This window comes from Petrimonas sp. (assembly GCF_963921705.1).
Lineage (GTDB): Bacteria > Bacteroidota > Bacteroidia > Bacteroidales > Dysgonomonadaceae > Petrimonas > Petrimonas sulfuriphila.
Genome location: NZ_OY997410.1, coordinates 852,055 through 870,655, shown reverse-complemented (window position 1 = coordinate 870,655; position 18,601 = coordinate 852,055). Strand labels below are relative to the sequence as shown.

Sequence of the window (18,601 nt, the reverse complement as noted above, 5' to 3'; positions counted from 1 at the left end):
ATTGTTTAATGTTCGTGTGTCGCCGGTTCTTTTAATCTCGTTTTAAGAGCCAGATATCGCAGATTTTGGAATGTTGCCGCCAGTTCAGGTGCGATTCTTCCGGTTCATCGAAAGTTACCGTGATGCTACCGTCCCGCGTGTAACGGGGGTCTATCAGAAACTCCTTGAATGTTTCCAATTCTTTGTTGTAAAGGACAGGGGTTATCCTTTCCCCATCCACCCGGAGCAAAGCATCTCCGTATCCCGCAACACGAATCAGATAACGTCCATCAGGATCCAGGTCGGTGTACCTCAATTCCGGAAAGTTCTGAAACAGCTGTGTCGACAAGCGTTTACGGGACATACCGTTATCCCACCAGGCAAAATCGGTAGCATCATAGACCGTTGTTAGAACATGCGGGCTCTTCGCAATGTTTGAAACATTGTCGTAATAACTCCCTTTACCGGGATTTTCCCATTCACTTAGGATTTTTATACGTTCCAGCTTCTCTTCATCGGTGCTCATCTGTTCTACTTTCTGGAATTCGTCGGCCAGCCACCAGCGGTTATTCAACGGATAATCCAGAAAATCCAACGTACATCCCCTTTCCGGGCCGCTTGCCCTATACCGTTCGACGCTGGATTGCAGGGAAACAGACAAAAACAGGGAATCGGCATAACCGTAAATCTTTTGCTTTAATTCGGGAGCCACATTGAAATTATCGGCTTCATTCACTTTATCCAGCGCCTGTCTCATAGCTTGCTCGATCCCGATTGAGCCTGCGCAGGAGAGTATCCGATTTGCTTCTTTCTCCAGGTTTTTCTCGTAAAGGTTCCTCCTGCGTGTGTAGGCATCGTAATTCGCCCGGTAGAGGCACATTTGCCATCGCCAATTACGGCTGAGTTGCGGATATTCTTTTTCCAACCTGTTCCATTCGCTCAACGTCAGTTCAATTCCGGCGTTCTCGTTAACGGGGCCGTTCCAGTTCTTCTCCAAGGCTATAACCGCGTTAGTGACGGGTTCGGCGTTACCGATCCCGAAAAAGAACCAGACGTATTGATTCAGGATCTTCGCAACCTCTTCGTCCGGATTCCATCCCCTCCGTGTCCAGATGAACTTATTCACGTCGTCGTTTATTCCGTCTGAATAGGTAATGAATCCGTCGGTATGCGGGGCATATTCATTATGTACCTTAGCGTAATAAAACGGCTGCGGATTAACGGGCTCACGCCCCAAAGTCAGCGCAAAAGCCTGATCCCAGTTAAGTACGGGATATTGACACCTGACGGTATGTGTCACATCGGGGTAATGGCGGTGCATGTATTTGTCCGGCAGTCGATAGCGGGTTGCCGCCAGAGAAGGGCTTCCGGGGCCGCTAACAACTCCTTTCAGCCAATCGGGCGATTTTTCGGTCAGGTACTTGAAAAAATAATCGGTTTGTTCGTCGTTGAATCCCTGTAACGATAACCAGATTCCGGCACCGGGATGGTATTTTTGCAAATCTTTCGAAACGGTTTCCAGGAAAGGCAGTAATTCCCGCGGGTGATTATCACCGGGGTCACCTCCCGGGATAAACACATGGTCCAGTTTAGGACAACTTTTGTAAAAATCGGCATGTTTTTGATGTTCTGTTTTAAAAACAGCATCGTCGGATAGTTTTTCAACTGGAACCCACACCCAGTAATCCATGCGGTACTTTTCACACATTTGACTGATGAGGATATTCATCTCGTGAGGCGATGTTTTCATGTGAGGACTATCCGACGTGTCGAAAGGAATGTTCTCGACACTGTTTGCACCAAAGAGGGCCAATTCACGGATATACCGGTCGTATTGCGCGGGACTCCACCCGTCGTATGAATTCGCTGTGTTCCGGTAACCCAGTTGATGACCGCGTACCGGGTATGCTGGGGCAGAACAGATGGCATTACCGGAATTGAAAGTGATCGTCTGGGACTCGAAGAACATCGTTCGCAGCAGGTGGCCTACAGCGAACAACAGGCCTCGTTCATCTTTTCCTATCAACCAGAGCGTTTTTCTCTCGTTATCACTGTCCAACGCTACGGTATACGATTCATCTTCTGTTGGAAGTTCGATACCCGACGGAAAAGGCTCTCCGTAAAGTGATGCGTCAGCGGCCAGAGAAAGAGCAATGTTGGTACCTGTCCATTCCCCGCCCTGGGGTAAATGGATATGGGAAAGCCTGTAGGTTTCCTCCCGAAGAATGTCGACAATAGTTTCCCTGAAGTCAGGAACAATGTTTTCAGAAACAATCAGGGATGCGTTGGTGAAGTCATGATTTTCACCAGACACTGGAGCCACAAACAGGCTATAAAAAATGAAAAGAGGAATCAGCATATTTTTTTTTGCCATCGCATGAAAAGAGTTTGCAGTGAAAAAATATTCAATACGGCTTACCGGGTAGCTCCTTCAACAGCTGACGCAACTCTTCATACAAAAGAGGAGCTGTTTCCGGGCCGAGCGAGTTCTGTTCACCGTAATAAGGCCTGTCCCGGTATACATACGGCTTCTTAACATCCCACTGGCTCTTTGGGATGATATAACCGATCTCATCATTGGCCAGCCCGATACCAAAACGGAACGTCCCCTGCATCATATCGCGCAGGGGAGGTGCTTCCTGCGGATCGACCGGAAAATCCCGGCCGGGCAGTGCTACCACACCTCCATTCACTATTTCGGGATAGAGCTCTCCCGGAAAGGTAATGAAACTGGCCGGGCCGATGCTCCACACAGCCGCTTCGGTACGTTTTTTCATCCATCCGGTCATATCTGCATCCATAATCCCAATTGCCGCAGCGAGCCGAAACAGACGATTCCTCAGAGGAAGGTCGAACGTCTTTGCACGTAAATTGATGCCGGCCTCCCTTATCTCTACAGCCTTTTCCTCCATCGTGCGGAGTATGATCAATCCGAGGGTGTCTCCCTGTGCACGGATCTTATCGAATGACGGCTCTACATACACCGTATCGCGGAACGGATCGACAACCTCCATTGAGGCATGGGTAGTCATCAACCCGCCTACAGCGCCGTTCACATAGAGAGCAACGCCTCCGGCGCCCTTTCTGATGATGTTGTCTCCATGATAGACCCCCTTCTCGACAACTTCTCTCAGGTAGTGGGGAAAATCAGAAGAGATAAGCAGGTTCCTGCTCCACAATGTTTCGGGATGATTGCCCCATTGAATCAGTGTCCCCAACGTTTCTGAAGTCTCGGCATCGGTCACCTGCATCATCCGGAGGCCTTCGTCAAAGACATAAGGTTCGCGGGTATCTTTTATGGTTACCCTCCCTTCCGTGAGGTTTTGTGAGAAACGAAAATAGGCCGGACGCATTGCTTCAACAGCTTTCAATACAGATTGGACCACCTGTCTCTTCACGTACTCTTTCCACTCCTTGTTGACCCCGCTCCTGAAAGGTGATTCGCCCCAAAGGCCCAACAGGTCGGGCCCCTCGTGGGTATGGGTTGATGCGATCACCAGATAGGTAATGCCTGCTTCTTCCGGTACCATCTTCCGGATATCGATTACCATCGGATGGAACATGCCGATCACATCCATTGCAACCAGAGCAAGGCGGGTAGTGCCGTCATCCAACACCATTGTCCGCGCCCACAGATCGTCGTGAACACCCCGCGCGGCGACTTTATTCCCAAAACCGGCGATCCAGTGTGTATCAAACTTCCCGTTTTCGTTCAGGTCTTCATACGTATCTCCTTTATCGGGTTCAAAACGTGCATTGTTATCCACATCGCTCCATGGCTCCATATATTCCGGCGTAATGGTAACTGCGGCAAAGCCGGCGCGCACGACACCGGGGTCCCTGTTTTCTATTTTCAGGTCGACGCGATATCCCGGATGGCGGTCACGCATATGGAAGTAACTGAAAACACAGATCAGGGTTATTACAACCAGAAGTGAGATCCCGATAGTTTTTATTACTTTCATTTCTTTCTCTGAAGTTCCAACAAGGGACGGTAGCTGATAACTATAATCCCTTCCTTCTCAATCAGCTCTTTTAACTCATTGCTGGTGAAAAACTCCAGCTCTTTAATGCGTTTCGCTGCCGAATGGGTGATGGTGCGGATTTCTTCTCCTTCAGCAGATGCGTGAACGTAAATTTCCGTAACTCCGGGCTTCAGGTTTTTGATGTAGTTTGTCCAAAACCCGGCTACATTTTCCGTTGAATACTCTTCAAGCTCTTCGTGTATGAAGTAGTCGGGGTGTAAAATGCCTTCCCTGCGGCAAATCTCCCTGTAATCGGGAGCACCCAGGTTGTTAAGGGTCGTTTGGGAAGGCATGCGTAGTGGGAGATTAAACTCTTTTGCCAATTGGATGTACACCTTCATATAGTCCGGCGAATATTGATATGTACCCATGTGTGAATCAATATGGGTCACTGGTATGCCGCTGCTCAACGCTTTTTTAAGTTGGGCGCGTCCTTCAATTAACGCTTCCTCCGGACCGGAAGAGGTATATACCTCCATAACTCCTTTCCACATATACCCTTGTTCGTCATACAGTCCAGGTACCTCGTTGCGAGGTGCCACGGTTCCCCATCGATAGTTTTTCCATTCCGAGGTCAGCGTCAAATGTACCCCAAAACCTTTACGGGGATTCGCTGCGGCATACGCGGCAATTTCATTGTACCAGGGGCAGGGCGTCATTATGGTTGCCGAACTGATCAGTCCATTTTCCATTCCCTCCACCGTGGCTTTGTTGGCCGCGTGGCACATGCCGGCATCGTCGTTGTTGATGATCAGGACCCTGTCGTTTCGTGTAAATCCCAATTTTTCAGCCAGGGTTTGGCTGTACAGGTTCATGCAAGAATAGATTAGAATCAGTAAAAAAAAGGCTGTTTTTTTCATATTGCTCGGGTAATAAACGATTGATGTTCTATTTTACGAATACTTGCTTTTTATCCGCAACGAAAGTGCGCGTACTTACCGAATATTCACCTCCATTGGGGTCGGGATAAATTAAATCGAGGTAGAAAGCAGTATAGGCATCTTTTGGATATTTCAAACGGGTCTTCACGGTGGACCCATCTTTTGAATCCGGTTTTATTTCCCGGCTTGTCCAGGTAGATTGGCGAAAATCGCGGCTATCTGAAGAGGAGGACCACAACCTGGCACCAATCAACTCTCCGGGACTTGCCTTAACCTCCAGATCAATATTTCGTCCCTTTTCGTTAAGGGTCCATGAACAGGCCGGTATAGGTTTATTTGTCAGGTTCAAGGCAAAAAAAGCACTCAAGGCGGCCAGAGCCTGCTTCTTATCTCCCAGGTTATGACCGGCGTTAGCCACATAATGCAGTAGGTTATGCCCGGGTATTTCGTTGATGTAGTGCTTTACTGCATCAACAGTCCAATAAGGGTCATTGGTACCCAGAATAATCATTTTTGGCAACAGGAGCTTATTCCTGTACGAGTAGGGATCGATCATCTTTACAACAGCACTTCCAAAATCACTGTTCATCGACTGCGGTATCTCGAGGTCCACGTAATCCTGAATTTCTTCACTGTATTCTCCATACATCTCCTTTTGGTACTCCAGTGTCGCGGGCATGTTCAACATGTCAATGACCATGGGAGCAATGGCAACGATCCTTTTGTCTTCCGTCGCGGCTGACAGCCACGTGGTCCATCCCCGTTTTGAAGCTCCTGACACGACAAACCGGTTAAGTTCCTGCCCCAGGCGCTCAATCGAAAATTCCTGTACCACGTCCATCGCTTTAATGGCACTTTTTGTCATGGGGAAAAGCAGCGGCCAGGAGTAATTCTTATCTTCTTTAAACTCGTTCAATGTATAGGATATCAGGGCATCTTCCGTTAATCCGTCGTACAGGGGCTGGTTAGGCACCTGGCGTAGCAAAACGGTTACCGCCTTGTTCCTATGCGCTAAATCTGCCATAAATGACGCTGTTTCATCGTTTCTTCCCGACACACTGGGAAATCCGTCCTTTACAGATCCGCCGGTAATAAACAAAAGTGCACCGTCGTGCGCTACGGTTTGAGGCACAAAAATGATCATTTCGTGTTTCCACAGGATTTGTTGCCATTTTTGCGAGATAAACAAGACCGAATAAGCCTCCGCCTTATTGACCGGATACCTCTCACGTACTTCCCAGGCGTTTGTATTATCGTTGTTATTCAGGTAATGCATCAATGCCGTTTCAGGGGTTACACTCAATTGAGCGAAACCTACAGACGACAAGAACAATATAAAGATTACAGAGAATGTTTTTTTCATTTTTTCGTTATTGATCAATTTAAATTCAAATTTCTTACTCCAATACTCGTAAGTAACGGGCCATCCAATAGGGCAGAAGGTATTCATCTCCCGCTAAAATCCTGTTGCTTCCCCGGTCGCTGTCCAGCTGGAATTCGTTGGCATTGTGCCGGTTCATCGGACGTTCTCCCTTGGGAAGCAACTCCCTGGTGGATTGTTCCCTGAAATTTTCGGCAGAGTCTTTAGGCAAGAACTCCACGTCTTTACGGTGGGAATTTCGCACTCCGTATCTTCGGGTATCCGCAGGAAATTCACGTAAATACCAGATTACAGACTCCAGGTCAATTTCTCCCGAGGTCCCGTAAGTCAATAAATTCCATAACGCATTTCGTTCCGGTTTTTCTATTTCCCAATGATCGTTGATCATTTTTTTATACTCTCCCCTAAGGGTATCATCAAAGGCGTAATGATACAATACCCAATAGGTAAGAAACGCCATCTCGTCATCGGAGTGATTCCAGTCTTGTCCCATGGTTATTCCCTGGTGCTGAAATCCGGGTGTAAACCGAATGTTTTTCATCGGTATTTTCATGTTCTCCAGATAACCGTGTTTCTCCATCATGCGGTACGCTTCTGTTTTATAAATCTCTTTGCCGGTCAGTTTGTACGCCAATTGTAGTCCCGCGATCGTCAGCGTACTGTTTAATCTTCTGTCGAACTGCGTTTCAGCAAAAGAGTTCACATACTCGGGATTCCATCTTCCCCACAAGGTTGGCTGGCCGTCGTAATCAATGAAGTAATAATCGTTGGATACAATATGTGTCATGATGGCATCGATATAATCGGCAACCCTTTTCTTCTCTTCCGGGGTTTCCGCAATGAACTGATCGATAACGGATGCCACAAAAATATAGCCTACAAACTCGTCGGTGCTGGTCGTTCCCTTCCACCACCAATCCGGATCAATAGCAGGCCGCCAAGGGATAGTATCCCCGGCAATATATCCTGTTCGCTCAAAAGTCCTGCCTGAGAATCCCGTGATGGGATGGATAACAAGCAGGCGCTCGTAAGGTTCGAACGATTCCCATACATACCGTTTAGCTGCTTTCTCTTTGCTTACAGCATACCGGAAAGCCTGGCTTCCCAGGTAAAAAGAGGTCCACAGGCCATCGTTGTCGCTGTCTTCCAACCGGATGGTTGTGGGGTCTTCCGGGTCCAACAGCCGGGCTTCGGCAGAAAAGCCGAACCTCAAATGGTATTTCCGGAGGTTGTCCTGCAGATAGGTTGCTTTTCCGGCCAATGTTTCCTCTTTGAAATGGATTTTGTTTAACCCGGTGGGAGTAAGCAAGTAGGCATTGCCCGATCGATCCAGTGTCATGTCGATCACGTTGTTCTGGTCCAGCCAACGTTCCTCGGTAAAGTAACGGATACCTTCCCTGTCCTTGTAATATGCGCCAAAGTCTGTTGCAAACCAGTGACGGCCGTTAGCCGACAGCAACTTTCTGATCTCCGGCACGGGTAAGCGGTTGTTCTTTTCCGATATCACAGTACCTTTTTCATCGGTTTCGTAATATCCGTCAACCGTTCCTATAACGATTCTGTCTCCGGCAAGGGCCATGGCGGTTATACCTTCTCCCCGGTGGATCCTGCTCCATTGGCAGTTGTCCAACCGGTAAACGGATGTCGGAGATAACAGGTAAAACTCGCCTGCCTCTACCTGCAAATCAATAAAACGGTCTTCGGGTAGTTTAATGTCCGACAGCTTGTTGTTGCCCCGGTATACGGCGCTTGTTCTGTCCCCCAGCAGAAGAACCTCTCCCGATTTATTAACAGCCAAACGTATGTATTGATTTTCAGGAAATTGCCCGCAAATATTTCCTGCATGCATGTTAGTCAGGAACCGGTCGGCATAGAGATAATACAGGTAACCCGTTTCTTCCTGGATAGATATATCCATCGGGATCTTATCGGCAAGAGAGCTGTACATAAGGTCTTTGGAGATAATCTCCCCGGGAAAATCCCTGAACACCCCCTTGTCTGTCAATACAAATACGCTGTTGTCTCCGTTAACCACTACTTTTTTTAGTTCAGTCCCATCCCACCCGGGCGACACCCTGTATTTCACCGAAACTGGAGTAACATACGGTTCGTCTTTTACCGAACCCTTGAGCCTACCTCCTCCGGTAGGCCCGCAGGCAAGTAAAACGAGTAAAGAGATAGTTATTAGGACAGAATATATTTTCATCTGGTTTTTTTTTGAATTTCTACAGTGATATTCGTTTATCAATAAGGTTTCCCGGTTCCCTGAAGAACCCACATCTTCGACCAGGCACTATTCTTGGTCTGATCGGTACCCTGATAGGGTGTCGCTTCCAGCCTTTCAACGGCTGCTTCAACGTTGGCCCTGTTTTTCTCCACCTCATCGTTCGTGTGGTAGTACCACCGGATAGGTAATACCGGACGTATGGCCGATGGTCCCGTCTTCAGGTCAGGCAGTCCGGTCCTTCTCCAGTCGAACCAGGCCTCTTGAGCCGTTGTCCAACTGGCTATCCATTTTTGTTCAATGATGCTCTCCAGTCCACCATAAGGTACTTTTGTGATGTAATTGTCAAAATCATTCCCTACCCCCCAGGCTTTGAGAGACTCCCTGACCCCGTCGGCATAATATTCGGCAGGATCACCCGGAATCCACCCTCGATAAGCAGCCTCAGCGAGTATCAGGTTGGTTTCACAAGCTGAAATCAACCTCATCAGCACAAAAGGATCGGTTGTTTTTTTATACCTGCTGTTCAAATGGGACGCGTGCGGATTAACTGTCCCCTGGGCAGAGTTGGCATTATTCATATTAAAGATCTGTACCCTGGAGTGAGAAACAGGTACGCCTGCATATTCCGGATCGAAATCTACTTTCATCGCATTGGTCTCTTCAAAAGCACTCACGATGTCCTGCGAGACTTCGCGCTTGCCTTCAACGATCCGGTCTATTCCGCTACCCTGAACCAACACCAAAGGAATCTCAATCTTATCTGCCCATACCGCCAGCCGCGGATCATCGTATTCCCTGAGTACATCTACCAGTGTTTTTGCCAGTTTCACCCTCATATAGGCTCCGGCAGGATCGGTATCGTAGACCGTATTCAGCGGGTTGGAGACACCTTCTGAAGTCCCGGGGAAACTGATGTTTGCATCATCCTCCGCAACGGTTATCAATGGAAATTGTACAGGGTTATCCGCCATCTTCTTGATCCCTGCCTCGGCAAAAGAGGGTTCTTTCGCCTGTAGCCGCATATAATACCGCAAAGCAAGGGAGTTCGCAAATTTCCGCCATTTTGAAGCATCTCCTTTGTAAACCACGTCTTGTTTGGACACAATATTCTTATATTCACCGGCACTTTTTGAAAGCAACGTATTGGCAGTATCCAGATCAGCCAGAATACCCCGGTAGATTTCCTGCTGCGGATCAAAAGCCGGCCTGAAGTAATCAGCTCCAAGTTCCGCCTTAAGCGCGTCCTTATAAGGTGCGTCACCCCAGATATCGGTTATTAAGCCAAAAACATACGATCTCATAATACGGGCTACTCCTTCGTGAAAGGTGTAATCTCCTTTTACCGCTTTATTAAAGTACTCGTTGTTGTTCATCAAAATGCTGTAATAACCATTCCAGCTGTGTGAAAGGCTGTTCCATTCATAATTGTTGTGTCCGCCTGCCCATCCGGTATGTTGTGTATGTTGCATTACTCCGGAAAACGTACCAAAACCGATGCTATATATTGTTTGTCCCGTATTGGTTTGAATGGTAGGCAACAGAAAATTCACGTCTGCAATGGCAGGATCAACTCCATTTGGATTGATATTTAGCTCTTCGAGATCCTTGCAGGAGATAACAAAGCCAACCATCAATATTAACGCTACGGTAAAACGTTTTTTAATCTTATTCATGACATTATTCTCATTTAAAAAGAAAAACTTAATTTGAATCCTACCGGAACTACCCAGGGTTCGGCGTTGAAGCGTTCGACCCCTTGTTTAAACGTTCCATTGCCCGCAGATTGATATGCTTTCTCGGGATCTATTCCCATACCTGCATTTTTCGTCCAAATCATAATGTTTCTACTGTACACGGAAACATTCAGGTCCCTTATCCCCAATTTTTGGGAGGCTCTCTGAGGAACCCGGTAGTTCAGTGCAATCTCTCTTAACTTTACATAGTCCGTATCAAACAGGTTCGCTTCTCCAATATCCCAGGGATAACTCATGACATACGGCCTGAACTCGGTTCCTTCGTTTCCCAGATTCTCCTTTGTCAGGATAAAATTGCCGCTATCGTCGTAATATCCGTAAACGCCGGGTGCAAAAGTGCCGTCATAAGCTCCTATTCCCGTATAAAAATCGTTGTAATATCCGCCAAAATCAGGTGTTGGTCCCCCAACAGGCCTTGGATTGTTGGTAAAAATCAAGGCATCAGCGTTGGCTACTACCCAGTCGCGCAGGGCATTACTCGGATTGCCGCCCAGCCCGTCTGGCGGGATAACGAGTTGGTTGAGCCATGTATTCGAAACAACTCCTTCTGTCAGGTACCTCCAGGTTTGAGACACGTATTGTCCGCCCGATCTCCAGTCAAAGGTCATACTCAAGCTGAAGTTTTTGTATGAAAGCGTGGTCTGAAACCCCATGATAAAGCTGGGGTTATAATTTCCTACTTTGGAGTATTCGTCTTCCGACTGCCATTCGGCATCCTCGCTGTTTTCCGGCAGCAGAGGATAATTGTAGTACTTTGAATTCTTGTCGGTAACCCTCAGTATTTTCCGGCTGTAAAGATTCCCGATCAGACCGTCTCTGCCCAACTCCTCATTTTTTGCATATGCAATATTCTTAACTCTTGCCTCGCTCCAAAACTCCACAAAATCTGTCCCCTCCGACAATTCCAGTAAGTGAGTTCTGTTCTTTGTGAAATTTGCATTGATATCCCAAGTCCAGTCATTGGTCTGTATAGGCGTAAAGCCGAGCATCAGCTCGACGCCTTTGCTCTGCAATAATCCGGCGTTGATCTTTATGCTGTTGAAACCCGTTGACCCAGCCAGGGGAACACTTAAAATCTGGTTACGATTATCTTCCTTGTAGTAGGTACCTTCAAACCGCAGCCGGTTATTGAACATCCTCAAGTCCGCCCCCACTTCATACGATGTTGCTTCTTCGGGAAGGAGCACCGGGTTTAGCAGGTTTCCGGGCTTCCCCAGCCTGATGGCTTCTCCCCACTGTCCCGCATCAAAATAGGTGGCATAAAGGCTGTAGGGCGAAGTATCATTTCCTACCTGTGCAATACCTCCCCTTATTTTGAAAAGGTTTATCCGTTTTCCCAGATCGAACATGTTATTCACTATGAAACTTAAAGAAGAAGAGGGATAGAAATAGGATCTGTTTTCAGAGGGAAGCGTACTGGCCCAGTCGTTCCTCGCGGTCAGATCGAGGTAGACCATGTCTTTCCACCCCAGATTACCCATCGCATACACACTGTGGATTGCTCTTTCGTAACGGGCATTGGAATAGTTTAACGAAGTATTTTCAATGTTCTGGACCGTGTACAAATAAGGGATGATTAATCCTGAACCGGGTTTGGACGAATTGCTGATGTGTGACCAGTTGGCGTACAACACGTTTCCTCCGGCAGATGCGGTTAACGAAAAATCATTCCAGTTGTTTTTATAGGTAGCCAACACATCGGCATTTGTTTCAGCACTTTCACTGGTTACTATACCGTATGCCCCGTTGTTGGGCTCCCCTGAAAAGCCCGGATCCATTTTCGTTTCCCTGACTTCATCAGACTTATTCAATGCGTATCTTCCCATAAAACTGAGTTGCGGAGTTACCTCCCATGTAGCCGATACATTTCCGATAAGCCTGTTTCTTTTAAACCGGTTGTTGATCCCATATACGAGGAAATAAGGGTTTTCCCAACCCTCTCCGATGGTAAGAACCTCATTTCCACCAAGTTTATACGCTTTCAACTGACGAATATCAACGTTGGGTGGCGTCCAGGCAGCCCACTGTAAAGGGTTAGCCCCCCGTTCCTGGGTGGCCGGCCTGTTGTCGGCCCAGTTTTGCGTATAGTTAATATCGGTACTGACTGTAAATCCCTTCCGCATTTCGGACGTTGCAGAAAGAGTTAAATTATTTCTGTTAAGATCAGAATTGGGCACCAAACCCTTATTGGTCATATTCGATATTCCAAGCCTGTAGTTCACAAGATCCGTAACACTGGATATGGATATGCTGTTGGTGCTGGTAATTGCACTCCTGTTGATAAAATTTTTGTAGTTGTCAGGATAGGCAATCAGCTCCGTTGGTATTGCTGCTCCATTCGCGTCGAGTGGGGCAAACGGTTGTACCTGCCAATACCCCTTATTTAATTCAGGGCCTGCACCGGCCACTTCCGATACATTGTAGGGCGGTATAACTCCATTGGCAAAGGTCTTATCCGTATAACTCCGTGCTCCAAATCCAAAACGGTTCTGCACATCCAGGTACTTCGAAGGAATATCAAAAACGGTGTTCGAAACCACTTCCACTTTCATTCCTCCCCTCTGATTAGCCTTTTTTGTGGTAATGAGTACTACCCCGTTACCGGCACGTGTGCCATACAAGGCCGCTGCACTTGGGCCTTTGAGGATGGAAATGCTTTCGATACTTTCGGGATCGATATCCGAAATGGAATTCCCGTAGTCGACCAGATTGCCGCTGCCAAAACCTCCTACATTATTTACCGAGCTTGTCATGGGTACTCCGTCAATAACAAACAACGGCTGATTATCCGTACTCATGGAAGTAGCTCCCCGTATAACCATGCTTACCGTAGATCCTGTTCCACCGGTAGAGTTAATGGTTACCCCGGTTACTTTTCCTGCCATAGAAGTGAGGATATTCTCATGAACAACCTTCGATAACTCTTCAGAAGCAATTTTTCCTACTGAATAGCCCAGCGATTTCTCCTCACGCCTGATACCAAGAGCTGTAACTACCAGTTCATCCAGGGCCTCAGCACTCTCAACCATTAAAACGTTAATGGAGTTCCTGCCTCCTACAGCAATTTTCTGAGGGGCAAATCCTAAGTAGGAGAACACAAGGGTTGCATTTTCAGGTACCTCTATACTGTAAGTTCCGTCCATGTCGGTCACAGTACCTGTAGTAGTTCCTTCCACAACAATGGATACTCCGGGAAGAATCGCTCCATCGATCGCTGACGTAACTGTTCCTGTAACACGTATGGTGTTTTGCCCGGCTCCTGTTGGTTGCGCATAACAGTTCTCCACAAGAACCACAAAAAAGAATACGGACAAGAAAAACGCCAACACATTATTGCTTTTTATCTTTTGTAAAATAATTATTTTCATACGACTAAGATTATTAACTTTCAATAAAGTCAGCTATTCGCGCGCTACAGCATAACACGCTCAAGCTTGGTTTTGCTCCTTGGCTTTGCGAATAGTTTCAAAGGTATTGTAGGAAACGCGCTCTTATCACGCCCGTCTCATACCGAACCATTTAACAGGATTTAATTAACTGCTTCAAAAGTAAGTATTGCAGCAGAAGTACTCAGTGCTATCAGTGGATCCTGGCTGATTATCGCTTTAGGGTCCAGTGTCATGAACATCACCAGCCGCATGGTGCTGTTTTTTATCTCCTGAACAATAACCTTGCGGTGGAAATCCCTGATTCCTATAAAATCACCGGTTCCCGGAAAGTCAATAGTCATTACCCCCGGATAGGTAACTACGGGAACTCCGTCAGGACGGACTCCAGTGGCAAAACCCGGAACCGTAGGGACGGAAAAATCTTCACTTTCGTTGAATACAAATGTCGCATCTTCCCGGGGAGTACAGGTGGTCATTGCAAAGACATCCTGTCCAAACACGGCTTCTCCCCCCGTCTTTGTAATCTGGGCTAATCCCGACTGTTGCAAGATCATCGCATAGACAATACCCCCAAAAGAGGAACCATCTGTAGGGGTATGCCTATAACCACCGTCGTGGTAAAAGGTGTACTCATCGTTATAGGCTTCCGGAAGTCCGACAAATACACTAAAAGCTCCTGCGGGCAACGATGGAATATCTTCATCGAGCAACGAAAATGCTATGTCTGAGTTTACCAACTTATCGTTAACGGTATGCGACTGTGTCAACCTCCAGGTCTTGCCATTGTACCCTTCAGCGGTATGATCTCCCGTTAGCAGGGCATAGGGAGTGAGCGCAACCGCCAAACTCACTTGCGCGGTTACTGAATTGCCAATCTTGTCTTTTGCCGTTAATTTTGCCAGGTAATACCCCCCCTCCCCATACACATGCACGGGATCTTTTTCGTTGCTGGTATTTCCGTCTCCAAAATTCCACTCCCAGCTTACCGCACTGTGGGTGAGCGCTGTGAATGCTGCCTGTTTCCCGTCTATACTGTGGAAAATCAAGGCAGAAAGCGGTAAGTCATCCCCTGTCTCTTCACTTGAACACGATGAGGAAAAAAAGGCCGTCATGCACAGAAAGAGAGAGGTTAAGTACAAAAAACGTGTTTTCATAAAAACTTCTTTACTGATCAATTTTGATTAACTTAAATTCGTTTTAATCCATTCGCCAATAACTACAATGCCGTTTCTACAGTATCACTCTCGGATTATTGTTAATCCAGGTTTATCCATCCTTTTCGGATCACTCACAGATCCTCATAATCTTTTCCAGGGCAGTTTTAACTTGCCCGTATTGCTGCCCGCTGAATTTTTTAAAAGGGGAAGCTATAAAACCGTTGCAAATTCCCAGTATCTCCAATGAACATTTCAATCCTTTCAGGTAACTGGAACCGTTTTCACCAACAGTATAAAGGGTAGAAGAGATATTCATTATTTTGGCCTGCAGGTTTCTTACCACCTCGATGTCATTTGCTACAGCAGCATGATACAAGTCCACGTACAACCGTGGAAAAATATTTGCTCCTCCGTTAACTCCTCCGTCAGCACCCAGCAAAACCATTTCGGCTGTCATTTCTTCCGGCCCCACAAATATTGAAAAATTTTCACAGTTACGCATCTCGTGTATAACCCTCTGGAGATAAGGCGCGTTACCCGAGCTGTCCTTAAACCCTACCACACGGGGATTTTCGGCTATTCTCTTTATCGTTTTGGGGTCAAAGCTTATCTTGGTGTTTACAGGCATATTGTACAGGTATAGCGGTAGATTTAACTGGGGTACCAGCGATTCATAGTATTCTGCCAATTCCGTCTGATCCATGACAAAATAAAACGGAGGGGTGGAAACTACTGCATCTGCACTGAAACTAGCTGCTGTTTCAGCCAACCGGATACTTTCCGTAATGGAAGTATCTGAAATACCGACCAGCAGGGGCACTCTTTTTCGTATCAACCTGCTCGACTGACGAATCATTTCAATTCGGAGATTGATGGCCAGGTTTGAGGCTTCTCCTGTTGTCCCCAAAATAAAAATGCCGTGTACACCACCCGATATCACGTGTTCAATCAATCTCTCCAAACCGGCAATATCCAGGGTGTTGTTGTCGATAAGCGGAGTTACAAGTGGGGTTACTATTCCCTGAACAATTTTTCTCATATGATTTAAATTATTTATTTTCAAATTATAAGCAAGGCATCTACTCACTTCAGCATAACAGGAGTACACCAGCCTTAGGCTCCTTTCATGTATCTAAACTTTTAGTTGTGTAAAAAATTGTTCGCATGAATTTAGAAACGATTTTGTGTTCCCGGCAATCCCTCGTGGAGATTAACTGCAATAAACGACATGACCGTAATAAAAAGTATCACTGCGACAAGCACCTTGAAGAGTTTCCGGGAGTCAACCTGTAACAAAGGATGTGATGAAAAAGGACTTCCCTGTATTCGTGTCAACATCAGTATCACAATTAAATTGACAACATAGAGGTGAATATTCAATGCTGCTTTTCCGCCCATCACTCCGTTGATGATGTATCCAAAAAGAATGTATACTGAGAAGTAGACGATAAAAACAAAACGTATGTCTCCTACATTGAACCCTGTATGGACTTTTTTCAACCTATATCCGATCAAAGCTGCCGATATAACCAAGATAATCAGTGAGGATATGCTGCTTATTTTGCCGGTCAGTTCAGGTTGCACAACCTCAGCTCCCGTTCTAAACCGCTCGATAACAGGATCAAACGAAAGAGATTGCTGAAATACAACGAAAGGTATAACCAGAAACACCAGCACAAATGCCACTCTGTTTTCCCATGCTTTAACCGGAGAAACGGTTTGGGGCCACACTGAGGTAAAAATACCGTAGGCAAGGGCAATCCCTCCAAAAAATCCGATACTGTACTCCATGACATTCCACATATTAAACGGAATCTCCGCGACCATTCCAACAATTTGTAGAAAGTTTCCGAAAGCAAAGCCAAACCCTGTGCCGATACCGGTAATCAACGATATCCTGGTCGTTGCCGGAAATCCCTTTCGGGCAGTGTACCACAAAAAAGCAAGCGCAGCTCCCAGGCAAATGGCCCAGGCTTCCGAACGGGGAGGGGTCATTAACCATTCGAGTTGTTGAATCAGGAGCCCGTAAACGATTAGTCCTCCCATGCCCATTTGAGCAAAAAGGACTCCCCACTCCACCTTTCTCTCTTTCGAGGATTCCAGGGAAAGCCCCGTCAAACCTCCCCCCAATACCCCAAACAGTGTTCCGATAGCAAACAGCATCGTCAATCCGTATAAGGCATTTGGATAATTATTGCTCATACCGTAACCCACAACAAGACCGTAACTTATCATTCCGGTAATACCCCATCCGACAGATGCTGCAAGCACTGTCGGCAACATTTTGCTGTACCAGTCTTTACGCCTCGAAACCAAGATCAGGGCCAGAGTGGCTATGCCACCTGCCCATGCTGCTCCCTGCTCATGACCAAAGTGACCGCGGACAGCCCATGCAGTTCCCAGCGTCATCCCAACCATCAGTATATGCAATGCTTGATTTTTATTCATTGTTCAATTCATTGTTTTCTTCTTATTCGTTCTGTCATCCAGTGCCTCTTCTTATTATCTTTTTAATCGCAGAAATGCTAAAACGATTCAGCTATGTGGTAAAAAAACAACATGACTTCCAAACCCTTCAGGTACAAAAAAATAAAAATAATGTTACCAATCCTATACGTTTTTATTAAGAAAAAATTAAGTTTTATACGTTATCCATTTTGATGGATGAATGCTGTATAATCAGTTCCGGTTCGATAAACGTCTTGGAAAACTTACGGTTCTCCCCATATTTTATCTTATCTATCAAGGTATTAACCGCTTCCTCCGTAATCATATCAATCGGTTGCTTGATATACGTTATCGGAGAATAGTACAAGTCGAACAACTCACTACCATAGAATCCTACCACTGCCACATCGTCGGGAATCCGCTTATTCAATTTGTTTAAACTACGCAGGCCGGCTACCAACAAGGCATTTGTAATAAAAATTACGGCTTCCGCATTCTTTCTATTGACTAAATAATCAAGTGCTTTTTCAACTTCGGGAAGCGGATGATCAATATTTACGCTTTTCACGTTAACGTATTCGCCAAGCTCATGGTTATTCATGGTTTCCTTATACCCGAGAATACGGTCTCTGATGTTACTCAATCCAGATTTATAAGAGATTAACGCAATATTTCTGTACCCTTGTTCAATTAAATGCATCGTAGCCTGTTTAGTCGCGTTGAAATTGTTCAGGCACGAATAACTTACCTCCAGTTCAGGGAAATACCTGTCGATAAGTACAACAGGAATATTTTTCTTGTGTAATTCGGCGATCATGCCTTGTGATCCCTCGCACGGAACGATGATTAATCCGGCAACACCCTTGTCAAGCATGACATCGATCAGTTGCCTGGTTTTAACCAAGCTCTCATCGGAACTGCCGAAAATGACCTTGTAATTAATTTCGTTGGTTTTGTTTTCAATGATACGCGAAATCGTTGAGTAGAAAGGATTTGAAATATCCGTCACGATTAGCCCGATGAGTTGAGAGTTACCGGTACGCAATCCTTTGGCAACCATATTGGGTGAATATTGCAACTCCCTGGCCGCTTGTTTTACCAAAGTAGCCGTCTCCTCGCTTATCCTGTATTGCTTGGCTTTTCCGTTTAAAACAGCTGAAACCAACGTTTTGGATACGCCGAGGTGGTGGGCCAAATCCTTTAAGGAAACTCTATTTCTGGGCTTTTCGTCCACAACAGTTATTGTTTTACTCCACAAAAATATCTTGCTGTATCGAATCAGCAAAATATTTTAAGTTAAAAAACAACCTTTATGCTGTAAAACATATATCATCTGATTTTAGGGAAATGCCATTTACCT

General features: G+C 46.2%; 11 protein-coding genes. All 11 read right to left on the bottom strand.

The window, feature by feature from the left end:
• Positions 1–31: 31 nt before the first annotated feature.
• Positions 32–2,353, bottom strand: coding sequence for a hypothetical protein (locus AACM02_RS03655; RefSeq protein WP_339116100.1), 2,322 nt, complete (start codon positions 2,351–2,353; stop codon positions 32–34).
• Positions 2,354–2,384: 31 nt separating this feature from the next.
• Entirely contained in the window at positions 2,385–3,944 is a 1,560-nt protein-coding gene (locus AACM02_RS03650) for a hypothetical protein (protein ID WP_339116099.1), read from the bottom strand.
• Entirely contained in the window at positions 3,941–4,819 is an 879-nt protein-coding gene (locus AACM02_RS03645; protein WP_339116098.1) for a polysaccharide deacetylase family protein, read from the bottom strand. Before AACM02_RS03645 ends, AACM02_RS03650 begins: the two co-directional genes overlap by 4 nt.
• Positions 4,820–4,892: 73 nt before the next feature.
• Positions 4,893–6,248, bottom strand: coding sequence for a PhoPQ-activated protein PqaA family protein (locus AACM02_RS03640; RefSeq protein WP_339116097.1), 1,356 nt, complete (start codon positions 6,246–6,248; stop codon positions 4,893–4,895).
• Between the two features lie 34 nt (positions 6,249–6,282).
• Positions 6,283–8,472, bottom strand: coding sequence for a hypothetical protein (locus AACM02_RS03635; protein WP_339116096.1), 2,190 nt, complete (start codon positions 8,470–8,472; stop codon positions 6,283–6,285).
• Between the two features lie 38 nt (positions 8,473–8,510).
• Positions 8,511–10,166 carry a SusD/RagB family nutrient-binding outer membrane lipoprotein gene (locus tag AACM02_RS03630; RefSeq protein WP_339116095.1) on the bottom strand — a complete coding sequence of 552 codons (1,656 nt, stop codon included), beginning with the start codon at positions 10,164–10,166 and terminating at the stop codon, positions 8,511–8,513.
• A gap of 14 nt (positions 10,167–10,180) precedes the next feature.
• The gene (locus tag AACM02_RS03625) at positions 10,181–13,615 is read right to left on the bottom strand and encodes a SusC/RagA family TonB-linked outer membrane protein (protein WP_339116094.1); all 3,435 of its coding nucleotides are present in this window, start codon (positions 13,613–13,615) and stop codon (positions 10,181–10,183) included.
• A gap of 161 nt (positions 13,616–13,776) precedes the next feature.
• Complete coding sequence (locus AACM02_RS03620; protein WP_321716206.1) at positions 13,777–14,790, bottom strand: PKD domain-containing protein; 1,014 nt, start codon at positions 14,788–14,790, stop codon at positions 13,777–13,779.
• Between the two features lie 130 nt (positions 14,791–14,920).
• Positions 14,921–15,832: a dihydrodipicolinate synthase family protein gene (locus AACM02_RS03615; protein WP_286849428.1), complete on the bottom strand. Its 912-nt coding sequence runs from the start codon at positions 15,830–15,832 to the stop codon at positions 14,921–14,923.
• Positions 15,833–15,963: 131 nt separating this feature from the next.
• Positions 15,964–17,241: a hypothetical protein gene (locus AACM02_RS03610; protein ID WP_339116093.1), complete on the bottom strand. Its 1,278-nt coding sequence runs from the start codon at positions 17,239–17,241 to the stop codon at positions 15,964–15,966.
• A gap of 193 nt (positions 17,242–17,434) precedes the next feature.
• A complete protein-coding gene (locus tag AACM02_RS03605; protein ID WP_339116092.1) occupies positions 17,435–18,475 on the bottom strand; it encodes a LacI family DNA-binding transcriptional regulator in 1,041 nt (346 codons plus the stop codon).
• Between the last annotated feature and the right edge of the window lie 126 nt (positions 18,476–18,601).

Coding starts and splice junctions, on each gene's coding strand:
- AACM02_RS03655 (WP_339116100.1), bottom strand. CDS start 2,353: ATGGCAAAAAAAAATATGCTGATTCCTCTTTTCATTTTTTATAGCCTG.
- AACM02_RS03635 (WP_339116096.1), bottom strand. CDS start 8,472: ATGAAAATATATTCTGTCCTAATAACTATCTCTTTACTCGTTTTACTT.
- AACM02_RS03620 (WP_321716206.1), bottom strand. CDS start 14,790: ATGAAAACACGTTTTTTGTACTTAACCTCTCTCTTTCTGTGCATGACG.
- AACM02_RS03645 (WP_339116098.1), bottom strand. CDS start 4,819: ATGAACCTGTACAGCCAAACCCTGGCTGAAAAATTGGGATTTACACGA.
- AACM02_RS03650 (WP_339116099.1), bottom strand. CDS start 3,944: ATGAAAGTAATAAAAACTATCGGGATCTCACTTCTGGTTGTAATAACC.
- AACM02_RS03630 (WP_339116095.1), bottom strand. CDS start 10,166: ATGAATAAGATTAAAAAACGTTTTACCGTAGCGTTAATATTGATGGTT.
- AACM02_RS03625 (WP_339116094.1), bottom strand. CDS start 13,615: ATGAAAATAATTATTTTACAAAAGATAAAAAGCAATAATGTGTTGGCG.
- AACM02_RS03610 (WP_339116093.1), bottom strand. CDS start 17,241: ATGAATAAAAATCAAGCATTGCATATACTGATGGTTGGGATGACGCTG.
- AACM02_RS03615 (WP_286849428.1), bottom strand. CDS start 15,832: ATGAGAAAAATTGTTCAGGGAATAGTAACCCCACTTGTAACTCCGCTT.
- AACM02_RS03640 (WP_339116097.1), bottom strand. CDS start 6,248: ATGAAAAAAACATTCTCTGTAATCTTTATATTGTTCTTGTCGTCTGTA.